The 17,314-nt window shown below is 47.5% G+C and carries 11 protein-coding genes and 1 tRNA gene; 3 read left to right on the top strand and 9 right to left on the bottom strand.

Annotated elements, in window-relative coordinates; genetic code table 11:
- The first annotated feature begins 130 nt into the window (after positions 1–130).
- Both QFZ48_RS16195 and QFZ48_RS16190 read left to right on the top strand, forming a co-directional pair.
- Positions 131–979, top strand: coding sequence for a hypothetical protein (locus QFZ48_RS16195; protein ID WP_429051079.1), 849 nt, complete (start codon positions 131–133; stop codon positions 977–979).
- 289 nt (positions 980–1,268) lie between these two features.
- Positions 1,269–2,870 (top strand): NAD(P)/FAD-dependent oxidoreductase, encoded by a 1,602-nt coding sequence (locus tag QFZ48_RS16190; protein WP_429051081.1) that lies wholly within the window; start codon positions 1,269–1,271, stop codon positions 2,868–2,870.
- A gap of 65 nt (positions 2,871–2,935) precedes the next feature.
- Here QFZ48_RS16190 and QFZ48_RS16185 read toward each other — a convergent pair whose 3' ends face one another.
- From QFZ48_RS16185 to QFZ48_RS16145, 9 genes are all read right to left on the bottom strand, one after another.
- The gene (locus QFZ48_RS16185; RefSeq protein ID WP_429051083.1) at positions 2,936–4,333 is read right to left on the bottom strand and encodes an alpha-L-fucosidase; all 1,398 of its coding nucleotides are present in this window, start codon (positions 4,331–4,333) and stop codon (positions 2,936–2,938) included.
- 37 nt (positions 4,334–4,370) lie between these two features.
- The gene (locus QFZ48_RS16180) at positions 4,371–5,996 is read right to left on the bottom strand and encodes a RagB/SusD family nutrient uptake outer membrane protein (protein WP_429062994.1); all 1,626 of its coding nucleotides are present in this window, start codon (positions 5,994–5,996) and stop codon (positions 4,371–4,373) included.
- 29 nt (positions 5,997–6,025) lie between these two features.
- Positions 6,026–9,367 (bottom strand): SusC/RagA family TonB-linked outer membrane protein, encoded by a 3,342-nt coding sequence (locus QFZ48_RS16175; RefSeq protein WP_429062993.1) that lies wholly within the window; start codon positions 9,365–9,367, stop codon positions 6,026–6,028.
- 163 nt (positions 9,368–9,530) lie between these two features.
- Complete coding sequence (locus QFZ48_RS16170; RefSeq protein WP_429051087.1) at positions 9,531–10,508, bottom strand: FecR family protein; 978 nt, start codon at positions 10,506–10,508, stop codon at positions 9,531–9,533.
- A gap of 60 nt (positions 10,509–10,568) precedes the next feature.
- On the bottom strand, positions 10,569–11,141 hold the full coding sequence (locus QFZ48_RS16165; protein WP_429051089.1) for an RNA polymerase sigma-70 factor: 573 nt from the start codon (positions 11,139–11,141) through the stop codon (positions 10,569–10,571).
- 127 nt (positions 11,142–11,268) lie between these two features.
- Complete coding sequence (locus QFZ48_RS16160; protein ID WP_429062992.1) at positions 11,269–13,719, bottom strand: gliding motility-associated C-terminal domain-containing protein; 2,451 nt, start codon at positions 13,717–13,719, stop codon at positions 11,269–11,271.
- Between the two features lie 361 nt (positions 13,720–14,080).
- Positions 14,081–14,151: transfer RNA gene (locus QFZ48_RS16155), tRNA-Gln, on the bottom strand.
- A gap of 50 nt (positions 14,152–14,201) precedes the next feature.
- Entirely contained in the window at positions 14,202–14,690 is a 489-nt protein-coding gene (locus tag QFZ48_RS16150; protein WP_429062991.1) for a DUF4126 family protein, read from the bottom strand.
- 82 nt (positions 14,691–14,772) lie between these two features.
- The gene (locus tag QFZ48_RS16145; RefSeq protein ID WP_429062990.1) at positions 14,773–16,416 is read right to left on the bottom strand and encodes an FAD-dependent oxidoreductase; all 1,644 of its coding nucleotides are present in this window, start codon (positions 16,414–16,416) and stop codon (positions 14,773–14,775) included.
- Positions 16,417–16,659: 243 nt separating this feature from the next.
- Here QFZ48_RS16145 and QFZ48_RS16140 point away from each other — a divergent pair, with 243 nt between their 5' ends.
- Positions 16,660–17,313: a FadR/GntR family transcriptional regulator gene (locus QFZ48_RS16140; RefSeq protein ID WP_429051096.1), complete on the top strand. Its 654-nt coding sequence runs from the start codon at positions 16,660–16,662 to the stop codon at positions 17,311–17,313.
- Position 17,314 lies beyond the last annotated feature (1 nt).

Raw genomic sequence — 17,314 nt, 5'->3', positions numbered from 1 at the left:
TTAAGACAAAATCCGCTTCAAGTCCACCTCCCATCCGTGTACACCGCGTGTATACTGTATATACACCGTATCCCCGAAGCCACCCCACCGCATACACGCAATATTTCCCCAGTTTTCCGTAATTTAACGCATGCGTTATATCACTATCTATATACTCATGCTCCTGTCCTCTATCACCACCGTGGCACAAACCGTAGCCCCGGTAGCGCTCGGCTCCCTGTCTTCCGACAAAATCAAAGAAGCCTCCGGCATCGCCTCCAGCTCCACCCTGAAAGGCTGCTACTGGACGCATAACGACAGTGGCAATAAACCAGAAGTATACCTGCTCAACAGTAAAGCGGCGCTGATCAGCACCGTGAAACTCACTGATGCAGGGAACCGCGACTGGGAAGATATCGCGGAAGGTATAGGCCCCGAAAAAGGCAAGCACTATGTATATGTTGGCGATATCGGCGATAACTCCGGCATCCGGAATCATATCCGCATTTACCGGTTCCAGGAACCCGATAAACTGCCCGCGGCACACGTGGAAGTTACCCCCGATGTGCTCACGCTGCACTACCCCAACAGCCCCCGCGATGCAGAGTCGCTCATGATTGATCCCATCAGCAAACAAATTTATATCCTCAGCAAAAGAGAAAAAGAAATAAGCCTGTATAAAACCAGCCAGCTGTTCTTCAAAGACGGCGATAAAGCTACCCTCGAGAAATTAATAAAACTCCCCTACACCTGGATCACCTCCGGCGATATCTCCAAAGACGGCCATCACATCGTTATTAAAACCCTCACCACCGTTTACTACTGGCACCGCAATACCAATGAAAGCGTGGAACAGGCCATGTCAAAACCTGCAAAAGAACTGCCTTATGTAACCGAGAAACAAGGCGAAGGCATTACCATCCTTCCCGACAACAGCGGCTATGTTACCATCAGCGAAGGAAAACACGCGCCCGTAAATTTTTATAAATGGAAATTCTGAACCGCTAACCTTTATTGCTGCCGTCGCATTTCAGTAACATCGTCTATACTTGTATAGTGCGGGCAGCCCTCATTATCTGCTGCTAACCCATATAATATACACCCTCAAAAAAAACAGGTAATTCCCTTGCCCGGAAATACCTGTCGTAAAACCATTTTTTCTACTATGCCACTAACAAACAGCTTCCACCATTTCTTTGCCCGGGGAATGCCTCTCCGGCAGGTAATTTCCGACAGGTAATTCACAACAGCTCACCTCAGAACCATTTATTCAATAACCTCATTCGCTCATGCAAAAGAAAGCTATCATCATTGGCGCTGGCCCTGCAGGGCTCACTGCTGCCTATGAACTACTACAGCGCACCAGTATCCTCCCTATTGTACTGGAAAAAAGCACAGACATCGGCGGCATCTCCAAAACGGTAAACTATAAAGGTAACCGCATCGATATCGGAGGCCACCGCTTCTTCTCCAAATCAGACCGCGTAATGGACTGGTGGATGAACATGATGCCGCTGGACAAAGAAGCCGCGGAAATATTCTCTATCAGCTATCAGCAAAAAACAAGAGAAGTAAAAGCCGCCCGCAACAGCAATAACACCGATACCCTGGTAGCTCCCGACCCCGACCTCATCATGCTCGTAAGGAAACGCCTGTCACGCATCTACTTCCTGCATAAATTCTTTACCTACCCTATTCAGCTGTCAGTAGATACCCTCCGCAAACTGGGCTTCTCCACCACCATCAGCATCATGGTATCATACCTGTGGGCACAGATCTTTCCCAGGAAAGATGAAAAATCGCTGGAAGACTTCATGGTAAACCGTTTTGGTCTTACCCTTTATCACCTCTTCTTCAAAGACTATACAGAAAAAGTGTGGGGCGTTTCCTGCAAAGCCATTTCTGCAGAATGGGGCGCACAAAGGATCAAAGGCATCTCCATCGGCAAAGCAATTTCGCATGCGGTAAAATCAGCTATCGAAGCAGGAAAGCCAAAAGACCTGAAACAAAAAAATGTAGAAACCAGCCTGATCGAACAATTCCTGTACCCTAAACATGGTCCCGGCCAGCTTTGGGAAGAAGTAGCCCACCAGGTGATCAACAAAGGCGGCACGGTGCTCATGCAGCACGATGTGAAAAAGATCCATACCTCCGGTAATAACATCACGGCCATCGAAGCGCTGGACCGCACCACCGGTGAAGTAGTGCTCCTGGAAGGCGACTACTTCTTTTCTACCATGCCCATCAAAGAACTGGTAGCCGACCTGGAAGCAAATGTACCGGGTAATGTTAGGGAAATCGCGGCAGGGTTACATTACCGCGACTTTATCACCATCGGTATCCTGTTAAAAAACCTCAGCTTCGCGGATAAAAAAACCGGCGAACACAAACCACTGGAACTGAAAGACACCTGGATCTATATCCAGGAAAAAGATGTGAAAGTAGGACGGCTGCAATTATTCAACAACTGGAGCCCCTACATGGTGAAAGACCCTGACACCACCTGGGTGGGAATGGAATACTTCTGTAATAAAGGAGACGACTTCTGGGAACTGACAGACGAACAAATCCGCCAAACAGCCATCACAGAACTTTGTAAAATAGGACTGGCCCAACAGGCAGATGTGCTGGACGCCACCGTACTCAGAATGGAAAAAACATATCCTGCCTACTGGGGCACCTATGCCCGCTTCGAAGAACTGAAAAGTTATATAGATACCTTCGAAAACCTGTTCCTGGTTGGCCGCAACGGTATGCACAAATATAATAACTCCGACCACTCTATGCTCACCGCCATGGTAGCAGTAGATAATATTTCAAACGGCATCGTCACCAAATCAAATATATGGTCTATCAACACAGAACAGGAATATCATGAAGAGAAAAAATAAAAAATCCGCAGACTTTGTTCCTGGAAATTATCTCCAGGAACAAAGTCTGCGGACAACATCCATTATTACCGTTTCTCGTTATACACGCCAAACTCTGCAATCGCAGGCGTTTCAGCGTAACCGTCTATCAGTATCCTTACTTTATTACCCCACACACGCGGAAAACGGTGAATCCTCACACGCCCCGCATTCTCCCCTGCCGACGGCAATGGCTTCCACTCCCCGTTCTCATTATACTCCAGCCTGTATTGCTTAAGACGCACTTTATCTTCCGTAATCACAATCATGTTAAAACCCTGCTGCCGGTCGAATTCCACTTCAAACCAGGGCTGCTTCACCGCGGGGTTCGACTGCCACGTGCTTCTGAAACTATCGTCGTTTGCAAAATCCATGATGTTCATATCACTGCTCCAGCTGGAATTGGCCGCCTGGTGCTTGGCAATATTAGGAGAAATAATGGGAGATGCATACGCAGGTAACGCCGCTACCGGCCCGTCATTTTTCCATTGTTTGCCCACTTGCTTTAATGTTTCCAGCGCATTGTTGTCAATCAATCCATCCCGGTTGGGCGCTACGTTTAAAATGAAATTACACCATGCTTTATTGAAAGGAACAATGTTCTCATTTACCAGTCTGTCCACACTCTTCACCGGCGTAGTAGGGAAATCAGCTTTCCAGAACCAGGCAGTATTGATAGGCAAACAGGACAGCGCCGGTAAACGGTTATTATCAGTGGAGATATGCTGACCCGCACCCTGTTCGTAGGATTTGATATCGGTATAAAACAAAGCCTCCGCAGGGTACTTGGCCGCATTCAAATCCATCACGAGGCATTTGGGCTGCAGCCTTTTGATCAGGCCGTAAATTTCCTCAAAAGGAACATCATCATAGGAAATCCTCGACCACGGCGCGTCCCAGCCGTCGATGATCAACGCCGTAATGTCGCCATAATTAGTGAGCAGTTCAGTGAGCTGCGCTTTGATCATCTTAATATGCTCCTTCGTAATTTGCCCCGGCCTGATTTTATGATGCGTATCCAGGATGGAATAATACAGCATCACCTTCAGTCCTTTCGCACGGAAAGCAGTGGTATACTCTTTTACCACATCCCTTTTCAACGGGCTGTTCATCACGTTGTAAGGAGTTGTTTTGGTATCCCAGATGGCAAAACCGCTGTGGTGCTTTGTAGTTAAACAACCATACGACATGTTCGCTGATTTGGCTGCTTCCGCCCACTGATTACAATCCAATTTCTTTGGATTAAAAATAGCCGGCGAGGCTTCCGGATCGGCCCAGTCATCATCCATAAAAGTAGGAATATTGAAATGGATAAACATACCGAAACGCAGATCTACAAACTGCTGCTGCAATGCAGTCAGCGACGGCGTTTGCTGCGCTCCTGCCCGCCCCGTTATAAGTAACAGTGCTGCTGCCAAAATGCTGATAACCTGATTCTTTTTCACAAGCTAATGAGTTAAAATATCAAAAAATAAAAAGTACCTACTTCCATTCAGGTTGTTGCGCCAATTTGCGGCCCTGATCCAGTATGCCCTGTGGTATTGGCCATACATAAAATTTATTCGTAGTAAAATGCCGGTCTTCCAGCTTTGTTTTAGGATACTTATTTGTTTTGCCGCCAGTGGCAGGAATATCCGTTAAACCGGCAGACGCATCTATAGTGTAGATAGGCCCGTTCAATGCCTGCTGGCCAATCCTCCAGCGCAGGATATCGAAGTAGCGGTGTCCTTCACCAGCCAGCTCTATCCGGCGCTCATGACGGATAAAAGTACGCAGTGTTTCCTTGCTCATACTCCATCCGTTGAGGGCAAAAGTGGCAGCTACATCGGGCATGCCGGCACGGCGCCTGATTTCATTCAGCGCATTGGTAATATCTGCAGATGGCCCGGTAGCTTCGTTAGCTGCTTCTGCATACGTAAGCAAAACTTCTGCATAACGAAGGATCTTCCAGTCGTTGCCACCGTTATCGCGCGATTCCAGCTCCGTTTTATCGAAGATCTTCTTAAAGGCGTAGCCGGTGTATGTTGCTTTATCACCGCCTATTTTATCCAGCGTACTGTTAATAGGATCATACATCTTGGCATTTGCCAGTGTGCTGCCCGGGTAATAAATAGTAGCGTTTAAACGCGGATCGCGGTTCTTCCACGGTGCGTGCACATCATAGGCAGGGTCTTTGGTGTAAGGATAATAACCGGCAGCGCTTTCATAATCATCTACCAGCGAAGGCAATGGATTCAGGTAAAGCGTACCTCCTGAAACGGAATTCACACCGGCAATATCACGCAGGCCATTGGGGCGTAACTCTTTTACGTGGATATAACTGATGATGCTTTCAGCAGAATAATCTCCCTCCTGCTGAAACAGGTTATAATAATCAGGATACAGGGAATACACCTTGCTGTCAATTACCTTCTTTGCTTCCGCAGCAGCGCCTGCATAATCGCCGGTATATAAGAGTACACGCGCTTTCAGTCCCCAGGCGGCGCCTTGTGTAAAGCGTCCTTTATCATCACCAGTGTAAGATGGCGGCAGGTCCGGCGCAGCTTCATCCAGCCATTTGATGGCCTGGGCAATCACCAGGGCTTTCTTGTCCTGCGGCACATCCGACTCCGCGGGAGTAGCAAATACTTTTGTCACCAAAGGCACATCCCTGAAAAGCGTAGCCATTATAAAATAGCGGTAAGCCAGCGATACCTTCACTTCTGCTTTTAATCTTTTCTTCAACCCCTCGTTCATATCAGGTACTTTGTTCACACGATCCAGGAATTCGAGGCAATGCCTCACCTGGTCGTATTTCCATTCGTCGCCAAGATTACCGGTGGTGGCTACAAAAGTGCTGTTGCCAATCAGCTGTGCATTGCGAAGGGTATTTCCCCAGGAAGCCGTTTTGGAAAAAGCGTTGTCGCTCATTCCTTCATAGCAAACAAAAAAGTCGGCGGAAGGAAGGAACTCATATACCCTGGAAGCAAACTTCACCGCATCCGATTCAGTGGTCCAGTAGGTGACATCAGAGTATTGATCCAGCGGCGCACGGTCGAGGAAATTTTTAGAGCAGGCAGCCAAAAGGCAGCAGGCGCATAATATAGTGAAGATGTGTAGTCGTTTCATGTTGTTGTTGTTTTGCAGTGATAGCGTCATCAGAATTTCAGGTTCAAACCAAAGGTGTACGTCTTCATTTGCGGGAAGTTTACACCCGACTGCCAGTTGTCGATTTCCGGGTCAAAGTTTTTCGGGAAACGTTTCGACTTCAGCGTCAGCGCATTTTCCATCATGAAATAAAAACGGAGCTGGCCAATCTTCGCACGCTGCAAAATATGCGTGGGCACATTATATCCCAGTTGCAGGTTCTTTAAACGTACATATTTTGAATCATACAGCCACCAGTCGGAAAGATCGTAGTTCACGCTCAGGTCCTGACGCATCAATGGATAGCGGGCGCCTTTATTCTCCGGTGTCCAGGAGTCCATCAGGTCGGTGGTAAAGGAACCGCCGTAGTTGAACGGGCTCACGGCATAGCCGGTGAGATAGGTTTTGTTTTTCAGCACCCCCTGGAATAACATGCTCAGGTCAAACTGCTTCCAGGAAAAATTGGCGTTCACGCCAAACATCACATGCGGGTCTGCATCACCCAGTATTACACGGTCTTCCGGGGTAATTTTTCCATCGCCGTTGGTGTCCTGGTATTTGATATCGCCGGCTTTATTCTGCGGCTTATAGGTAGGCGATGCTTTCACTTCCTCGTCGGACTGATACAGGCTAAGCGCTTTATAGCCGTACCAGGTCCACCGCGACTGACCCACCATGACAGGGTTTTCCTGCAATACATCCGGTGTGCCGCCCAGGTCGAGGATCTTGTTGCGGGAATCGTAGATATTCACCATTACGCCATACTTCAGCTTATTATCGCGGTTCTGGTAGCCGGCAGATACTTCCCATCCCCAGTTGCTCATGCGCCCCAGGTTCATTACGGGGGCATCACGGCCAAAGGTCGACGGCACACTGGGCGTTAATAAAATCCCGGTGGTCTTCTCTTTAAAAACATCAGCGGTAAGGGTAATTTTCTCATCTAAGAATCCTGCATCCACCCCGATGTTGCCGGTTACTTTTTCTTCCCAGGTAAGATCCGGGTTAGCGGTATTGTTATAGTAGGTAGTGGTTTGCGCCTTATCGTTGAAATAAGAAGCGCCGGTACCTATCAGGCTGGCCCAGGAATAGATACCACGTGTATCCGTTCCCGTTGCATTCTGGTTACCTACTTTACCGTAAGAGCCACGCAGTTTCAGGTTGCTTACAATATCAGACCCTTTCAGGAAATCTTCTTCCGAAATTCTCCAGCCGGCAGAAACAGAAGGGAAGAATCCCCAGCGGTTATTCTTGAAACGGGAAGATCCGTCGTACCGGCCGTTTACTTCCAGCAGGTAGCGGTCTTTAAAGCTGTAAGACAACCGTCCGAACATCGACTGGATCGCCCATTCATATGCACCGCCGCCGGTAGTCCACTGGTCCTTTTCCATACTGCCGCCGTTGATGACGTGAATATCATTATTCAGAAAATCCTGGCGGCCCAGGGAATAGGAGTCATATTTCAGGCTTTCCTGGCTGTATCCCAGCAGGGCTTTAAAGTCGTGCTGCTTTACCTGTAATCCATAATTAAGCGTACCAATAAAGGTTTGGTTAATAGTGGTATTATAATCGTCGTTCAGTGAATTGGGCGATTGCTGGGTGGTAACGAGGTTCTCCTCGTCATCATACAGCTTGTAGGTAGCCCTGAAAATTTTATGCTTGATATCGCGGCTGTTATAAGAATACTGTCCTTTTACCGACAGGTTTTTAGCAATGCCGTAATCCAGGGTCAGGTTGGTATTAAAGTAATTGTCTTTGTAATTTTCAAACCCGCCGTGATTGATAATTGCCACCGGCTGGGAACCACCGCGGTAGCTTCTGTCGCGGCCCTGCGGTGTATACGCCCATTCTGTAGGGTTTAAAATATACGCCCAGTGCATGGCGGTAGTGTAAATACCGGCGCCTGCAAAGCTTTTAGGGGCATTCATATACACGGTATTGATCCCAAACTTCAGGTTATCCAATATCTGAGTATTCACGTTTACCCTGGAGGTAAAGCGCTCGTTCATGACGCCTTCTACCAGTCCTTCCTGTTTCAGGTATCCCAGTGATACAAAGTAATCTGTATTTTTTGTTCCTCCGGAGATGCCAACGTTATGTTGCATCTGGAGTGCGTTTTCTTTGAAGATGGTACTGATCCAGTCGGTGCTGGGCAATTCGCCGCTGGCGTATTGCTGGATATTGGCGTCAGAAAAACGCACGGTGGCATCGGGATTATCGTTCAGCTGGGATTCATTCCATTTGCGCATAAAGGATACCGCGTCTACCAGTTTTGGGAGATAGGTAGGCTGCTGTACGCCTGCGTAAGCATCGTATGCGAGCGAAGGCTTGCTGTTCAGTTTACCTTTGCGGGTGGTAACGAGTATTACCCCGCCGGAGGCTCGCGCACCATAAATAGCGGTGGCAGAAGCATCTTTCAGAATACTGATGTTATCGATGTCCTGGGGATTTACGGTTTCCAGCTGACCGGCCACGCCGTCAATCAGCACCAGCACGGGGTTGCTGGATAAAGTGCTGATACCGCGGATATTCAGTTTGTTGTTGTTGGTGCCGGGCATACCATCGGTTTGTTGTATAAACAAACCAGGTACTTGTCCCTGTAAGGCGTTTACCACGTTAGGCACGGGCCTTTCCGCTACTGCGGCGCCTTTTACAGAGGATACCGCGCTGGTAAGACTGGCCCTTTTCTGGGAGCCATAACCTACTACTACAATTTCACCGAGCTTTTTGGTGTCTTCCGTGAGTACGATACGGAGCTGGATGTCCTTACCGCTGGCTATCTCCTGGGTATTATATCCCATAAAAGATACGATGAGCACCGCGTTTTCAGGGATGCCTTTCAGCACGTATTCTCCTTTTTCATCGGTAACCGCTGCCATGGAAGCATCTTTTACACGAACAGATACACCGGGCAGGGGTTCATCTTTTTCATTCACCACCTTCCCGCGGATGTCTTTGTACATCAGGCCGGCATCAGCGTCCAGCAGCATATTCGCCAGCATTTCATTGCTGCGGCGGATGATCACTTTATCATCTGCTATAAAATATTCCAGGGAAAACGGCGCCAGTAGCTCTTTTAGCACATTGCCTACTTTCTGGTGCTTTGCCCGGATAGTTACCACGCTGTTAAAGATCTCTTTGTTAACCGCATAGCTGAAAGAAAGATTGGCGCTGGCGCCTATCTCATCCAGGGCATCATGCAATGCTCCTCCTTCCACTTTCAGCGTAATTCTTTTTTCAAGCAGTTGAGCTTCGGTATGCTTGGCCAGCAATGTTAGTGTGGTACTACATACAACGACTACAATACACAATGACATTTTCATTAGCATGCCTATTACAGGTACACATTTTTTCATACTTTTACGTAGATTAAGGTTGAGTAAAAACTAGCTGCCATCGGTTACCAGGCCAGTGTGGCATACTAGCGTTAAGACTTAACTTTCAGCCTCCCGCAAGGGAGGTTCTTTTTATGTAGGTGGCGCTTCTTTATGCATAGGTTGGTGGTTTATTTCATAACGTTCAGCATTCCTTATCCTTCCTGATGATGTAGGTAGTACCGTTGTGCTCCAGGGTAGCATTGAGCGACAGGCACAGCTGCCGCAACGCTTTCTCCAAAGTGCCGTTGGTATTAAATTCCCCGAAATAAAAACAGTTGGAAATATCTCCTGTGATCTCAATTTTTACATTGTAATAATATCCCAGCTCGGCTGCTACTTCACGCAGGCCCGCCCGGTCGTATTTCAGGATGCCCTCGCGTCGGCTCAATAAATTGCCGGTGGCTACCCCGTCTTCCTTCGTGATCTTCCCCGTTGCCTTGCTAAACACTGCCCGCTCGCTGGGAGATACATGCACCGCGCTATCTGCGTTGCCTACCGCCACTTTACCCGTTAACACCGTTACCGCCACATCCGGCTGCGCATCAAATGCCCGGATGTTAAAGGAAGTGCCCAACACCCGCGTATCTACACGTCCGCTGTGAATAATAAAAGGCTGCGCCGCATTGGTAGCTACCTCAAAAAAGGCTTCGCCACTTAGTGTAAGTTCACGACGTTCTTTCCCGAAAGCATCCGTATATTCCAGCCGGGAGGCCGGGCTAAGCCAAACAATGCTACTATCGGGCAGGAGCATCTTTTTATGTTCTCCGGCTTTAGTGGCTACTAATTGCTGTTGGGAATGAGCGGACGTTTGCACCGGGGGGCGCTGGAAATACCACCAGCCGGTGGCTATCAGCACCAGCACAACGGCTGCTGCCGCGGCCACCTTAGCCCACCAGATGCGTTTTACCGGCGCTGTTTCCGGCTGCGAGGTTCTGATGCGCAATAATAGCTGCTGCTCCATTTCTGCCTCCAGCAGGGCTTTAGCGCCAAGCTGCGCTTCATCCCATTCGGTGGTAGCCTTGAAGCTGTGATAGTAATTCATTAATGATTGCATCTCCTCCGTGCTCGCCGATCCGTCCATCCATTTATCTATCAATGAAAAAAACTCCTGTCTGTTCATACCGGGTATTTTATCACTAGTGACAAAAAACAAGGCCTACCCCCAAAGCAGGGCAAAAAATTATTTATTAACAAGCAGGAGAAGCAGCAAAGCATAGCCCAGGGCGGACCGCAACTTACGGATGGCAATATTGATCTGGTTTTCAACGGTTTTCACCGAAACATTCAGCTGTGTGGCGATCTCTTTGTGGGAAAGATGTTGGTCCCGGCTCATCCGGAATATGATCCGGCATTTCTCCGGCAAGGTGTCTATCAGGGTATTCAGCAGGGATTGCAGCTCTTTTACGGCGAGCTTACTTTCCGGCGAAGCAGCTTCCATCCGCTCCATCATATGATCAAACAACTCCTCTCTCACCGGGTTTTGCCGGATATACCGGAATACCTTGTAACGGATGCTGGCAGAAAGATAAGCTTTCAGGGAAACGGTTAATTGAATGCGATGGGACTTTTGCCACAGCTCTGTAAACAGCTCCTGTACCAGGTCTTTACAGGCTTCTTTATCTTTCAGCACCTGGTAGGCCGACAAGAACAGCGGTTCCCAGTGCCGCTTATACAACAGGGTGAGCGCCTGTTCATTACCCGACTGCAGCAACAACAACAATTCTTCATCTGTTTGCCCCTCTATGGCCGGCATGGCTGATATTTATTTTTTATGGTGAAGGCGGAATCCCGGGGTAAATATAGAGTTTAAATGATTATGCTTTGGGCAAAAAAGATGAGTGGTTATTTCGCGCCGGCTGGGGCATTTTTAATTATGCGGACTATTTCAAAAGCGTAAAGGCGCCTTTTTGCAGAAGCATTTGGTTTTCAAAACCATAATACGAATACTGAATAAAATATACATATGCACCTATTGGCTGCAATATACTTTTGTAACGCCCATCCCAACCAGTTTTGGTATTATTCGTTTCAAATATCATTTCACCCCAGCGGTTATAAACGGCCAGGTGATATTTGGCTACTCCATTTATTCTTGGCCTGAAAACATCATTTATTCCGTCATTATTAGGTGTAAAGGCATTGGGAACGTATAAGGTTCTTATATTGGATACTGTTACATTCAAGGTATCTGATTTAATGCAATTCAGCCCTGTTTTGGTGGTTACAATGTAGGTGGTATTCTGTAAAGGCATTGCAATTGGATTGGGGCAGGTAGCACAACTTAAACTTTCCGCGGGCGTCCATTCATAATCGGGCGCATTTACCGCAGTAAGCGAAATCGTTTCTCCCATATTTATGGCTATATCGTTATTAAGGATCTGCACACGCGGATATATATTATTCACCAGGTTGATGATGGTGTCCATACTGCATTTATTAACATCCAGGATCTTTAAATCATAACTGCCGGCGCCTAAGTTTTCAATAGGAGCCGTTGTTTGCATACCCTCCCAGTACAAATCATATGGAGGTGTGCCGCCTTTTATGTCAGTTAGTACCTTTCCTATCTTCCTGTCGCAAAGGTCATCCTCTGTCAGTACCTTCAAATCTATTACCCCGGGAGCCACTATCTCCAGGTAGGCACTATCCAAACAAATCCCGTTGCGGGTATACACCATGTAATTACCGGGAGCCATGTCCGTTAAAACAGGTTGCGATTGAAAAGGTTGCCCCTTGATAGCATACTCAAAAGGCGGTACTCCTTTTTGTACATTTATGGTAATAGTGCCGTCTGTTGTGCCATTGCAGGTGGGTGGTGTGGAGGAAGCTGTTGTTTTGAGTAGTCTGTCTTCCGCTATATTAACCGCTAAGGTGCTGGTAGTAGCACAACCGTTTTTATCCGTTACCTTAAAAGTATAACTACCCTGTTGCAATTGATCAAAAAGAGGGTCTGTTCCCGGAGTGGCGCCATCAATGGAAAATGTATAAGGGGCTGTTCCTCCGGTGGCGGCCAGTTTTATTGCGCCCTGCTTCTCATTACAATCAATATCTGTAATAGTGCCGCTAACAGCTATCTTATAAACGTCTACCTGTACCTGGTCTTTCGCGGTGCATCCCCCGTTACTTACTTCCACTTCATAAACACCGGGTTGATCAACTGAAATTTTCTGGCTGGTTTCACCGGTATTCCATTTATAGGAAGAAAATCCGGCGCCGCCATCTAACTCTACCACTGTGCCGTCACACACTAATTTGTCGGCACTCAGATTGACTACCGGCACTGGCAATACTACTATATTTTTACAAAAGGCGCTTTCTGTTAGCGTAAATTCATCCTTTAGCAGATTAATGGTGTAGGTACCGGGCTGGTTATAGGAGAACACCGGAGGCTGTTTTGTATTGGCAGAGGGAATGCTGGAATTATTACAATTACTGAATACCAGCCTGGACAAGGTATTGTTATAGGCATTGGTAATAAAAGCATACAGGTTGTTTCCTTCCCGGAAAACGGTAGAAATCGAATGGGGGAAACTGAAATTTCCATTGGCGGCGATGGATGTTCCGGTTAATCCGAACGGCAGCTGGCTATTGATTCCATCTTTGAAATCAATTCTTACCATACTGTTGTCTCCCCTGTTTACTGCAAGCGCGAATATATTACCACAATCATGGATGAGGGACAGATCGCGGGGACTATTCAGTACATTGTCGGGATTACCAAGATTTATCCCGGTGGGAGTATTGGAAAGGGAAGTACCCAAATCCAGCCTGGTAATGGAGGAAGATCCTTCATTGGTAACAAACAAATGCCACTCTCCGTTTTCTTTCATGGCAAAAATGCCGGTGGGATGATCCATTACACCAAGATTACCAAAATTAGTAGCCACCGGTATATTACTGAATGAAGTACCAAATTCAAACCTGGTAACCGTATTGTTATAATAATTTACTGTAAATCCGTACCAGTTTCCATTTTCCTGTGTGATATACAAGTCAACCGGGTAATTCAGCGAACCTATATTTCCCCAATCTGTCTGGCCAGTCACCGCGTTAGCCAGTGAGTTACCTAAATCCAGTTTTACGATTTTTGCCGTGCTGGGATCATTGCCTCCTACTATTATTATATGCCAGCCAGTAGCATCTTTCACCACCTGCAATCCTTCGGTAGTATTGGTCAGCAATCCTCCAAAAGTTCCAAGATTTTGTGAAACCGGCGTATTCAGCAGACTGGTACCAAACGATAGCCTCACCAAATTACCAATGTTATTGGTGTAAAAAGCATAGTAGTTAGCCCCCTCTTTCGCAGTCACCAAAAACACAGGTAAATTCATTAGCCCTCCAATATTTCCCAGATTTGTAACCTGTGGTGGATTATATAACCCGCCTGAACAGAAATTCCATAGAAAAGTATTTCCTCCAACAGAAGTGTTAGTTATGTTGACGGGCATATTTACACAAACGGTATCCGGCGCAGTGAAACTGGCCTGGCCAAATAATTGATTGGTTATCAGGTTAAAAACTATGATACAAAAAAAATACAGGGATATACGCATCAAACTATTGGGCTAAATTTAACTCAAGCTACTCAACCTTTCTGAATAAAAAAAGCCCGCTCTAAAAACCATGTGATCATATCACCGTAATCCCAAACATAAAAAAGCCGCTACAAATTGTAGCGGCTTTCAATTATTGTTGCCCAACCAGGATTCGAACCTAGACAAACAGAACCAAAATCTGTCGTACTACCATTATACTATTAGGCATTGTTCAATGGGGATGCAAATGTAGTTTTTTTCTCTATGAAAACAAGTATTTATCTTTTCCTCCTGATAGACAATGCCGCGATACCCACTGCCACAGCGTCTTCCAATCCGCCTACTGCTGCATCCCTTACGTGTAGTTTCCTGCCGGTAGCCTTGCGTAAATAGAAAAATGCATAGGCTGCGGCTACTGCTGCCACGCCGCCAATCAACGCCCCTTTCCAGGCTTTCTCACCTCGCGCCTGGTATATAGTAGCTCCTGCCAATGCACCGGAAAGCGCCCTGCCCGTAATACCGGTAGCGGCTATACGATTTGGTGTACCCGGTGCTTTATCTATCACCAGTTCCCCGGCGGCCATGGTTTGTAAATAGCGGGAAGTCACGTTTTTTTGCATAAACCCCAAAGGCGACTTACGCAGCTTTTCCGAAGGTTGCCGGCTAACAAAATAACTGGCAAAAGCGGGGCCCATCGCGCCGCGCATTCCTGTAACAATACCCAGGCCAATAGCCCGGCAAATAGTAGGTATCATAGCTTTTTTCATACCGCAGCAGCCGCAATCATTGTGCCATCCATGCCGCTTTGCTTCTGCCCGCTGCGGCATGGATGGCCATTGAAATAGTAAGCTATCGTGCTGATAAGCGCTGATGGTCTTTCTCCAGTTGTGCCTTCAACTGCGCATAATCCACTTCCTGTACCGCCTTGTTTCCGTTAATGGCCAATACCGCCGCCGTGGCAGCACTCTGACCCAGGATCATAAACACCGGCTCCATCCGGATAGAGCCATAGGCAATATGTGACGCGGACATACATACCGGCACCAGTAGGTTACTGCACTCTTCCCGCTGCGGAAGTATGGATCCGTAAGATACCTGGTAAGGCTCCTTAATATCCACACCGATGTCGCCTTCATTCTGCACATACCCGTCTTTTTTCACATAACGTTGCGCATTATGCGCATCCAGGGTATAGGAGCCCATACCGATCGATTGGGGTACAGGAGTTTCCCCAAGTACCGATTGCTGCGTCATCACATGCATGCCTTTCATCCGCCTTGCCTCGCGCACATACAACTGGTGCGGCCAGTTCTTGTTGTCACGGAATTCATCGGCCGACAATCCCCATGTTTGCATGCGTTGCTGAATAGCGGCCGGCACACGGGCATCGTGTGCAAGGAAATATAATAAGCCCTGCTGATACACTTCATGCTCATGGATAATCTCCTTCCGGCGTTCATACGTAGCTTCAGGATAATCGTAGTTCATGCCAATGTTATCAAAACTAAAAGGACCGTGATTGTTCACATCTGTTTTATGGTTGGGGATCGGATCAAACTTATTGAATACTTCATTCCAGCCGCTGTCCAGCACACGGGTAAGTAATTCATATTGCGCAGCATCATATCCTTCCGGCTTTGGAAAAGGAATGCGGTTGGCAGGTTTGTCGGTCAGGCACATACGGAAACAATATGCCTGGATCTTTTTATCTGCCGCTCCTTTTTCACCGGGGTCTTCGCCGGAAACACGGGGCAGCAACCCGCTTTTCGCATCGCCGGGAATGCGGTACGGACTAATGTTTTGCTTGAAATGATGCCCGTGATGTAACACACCGGTTTGCACGCCGTTCCAGCTTTCGCCATAAGTGGCTACTGCTTCGCGTCCTACCGTGTAGCTTACGCCGGCAGCCGCCATCAGGTCGCCTTCATAGGTGGCATCAATAAATACTTTACCGCTATAGGTATGCCCGCTCAGGGTAGTAATCGCCGTTATCTTTCCTCCTTCCTTTTTTACGCCCTGCTGGCGATCCAGCCATTCGTCGCGGTAAATCTTAATATTATTCTCCCGGATATAATCTTCAAATACCTGTTCTGCTACATGCGGTTCAAAGATCCACATGGTGCGCTCCGTACCATCCATTGCCGGCGTACCCTGGCCTTTATTGCCATACTCCGCCTGCTGTTGCCAGTTCCAGGCGGCAGGTTGCTGGTAGTGCAGCCAGATGCGGTGGTAAAAGTCGCGGGCCAGCCCCCCGATGACTGATTTATTGCCGGTATCGGTAAAACCAAGTCCGCCGGCCGAAAGACCGCCCACATGTTTATCCGGCGATACCACGATTACCGTCTTACCCATTTTATGCGCCTGCACCGCAGCCACAATCGCGGCCGAAGTGCCGCCATAAATAATTACGTCTGCCTTATCCACCGGCGCTCCTGCCCGGGAAAATAAATAAGGGATCACCAGGATCGTTGCTAACAGGACTATTTTTCTCATGTCATAAATTTTTTAAGATATGCGGGATAACTTTTCTTTCCTGATACTAAACGCGGAATGGCAACAAATAACCACTGTATTATAATTTCTTCACGTGGAATCCAACTCGCGTGGAAAGTAAACGGCAAAGCTAAATTTACAATTTCACACCGTACCCTGCAACCGGCTAAATTATCATGATTAAAAAATAAGACATCAGATGTTTAACTAAACATCATACCTTTGTAGGGTAAATGAAAATTTATGGAGCAACCATCCAAATTGTCGGACCGCGTGATCAACGCCATCCAGAAAGATATCTCCCAGGGGAAATATAAACCCGGCCAGAAAATACCTGCAGAACCCGAGCTGATGGTACAATACGCGGTAGGCCGCTCTACCGTTCGTGAAGCCATTAAAACACTCGCCATGATGGGCATCCTGCGGGTGCAGCAGGGCGCGGGTACGTTTGTTAATGAAACCGTGCAGGCGGAATCGCTGGACCAGCGGCTCAGGCGAGCCGACTTCGAAGAAATTAACCAGGTAAGGCGCATGCTCGACTATGAAATGGTGAAACTGGCCGCAGAAAACCATACCAAAGAAGATCTCCACCAGCTGAAATCATTACTGGAACAACGCAAAAAGGCCATCCTGGAACAACAGTACCAGCAATGCCTGGATGCCGACATCGCCTTTCACACCGCTATAGCAAACGCTTCAGGTAATAATGTGCTGGCCGATCTCTTTCGCAGCTTCACTGCTGTAATCCGCGACTTTTTCACTAAACGCGATACGCAAAGTATCAGTCACTTTGCCATCAGCCACCACCTGCATGAACAATTATACAAAGCCATTAAAAGTGGCAACGCCAAATTATCCCGGCAGGTAATGGAAGACATACTGGACAATAATTATTAAA

It is taken from the genome of Chitinophaga sp. W2I13 (assembly GCF_050434005.1).
Classification (GTDB): domain Bacteria; phylum Bacteroidota; class Bacteroidia; order Chitinophagales; family Chitinophagaceae; genus Chitinophaga.
Note: the sequence above shows the minus strand (reverse complement) of the source record. Positions and strands in the feature narration are given on the sequence as shown.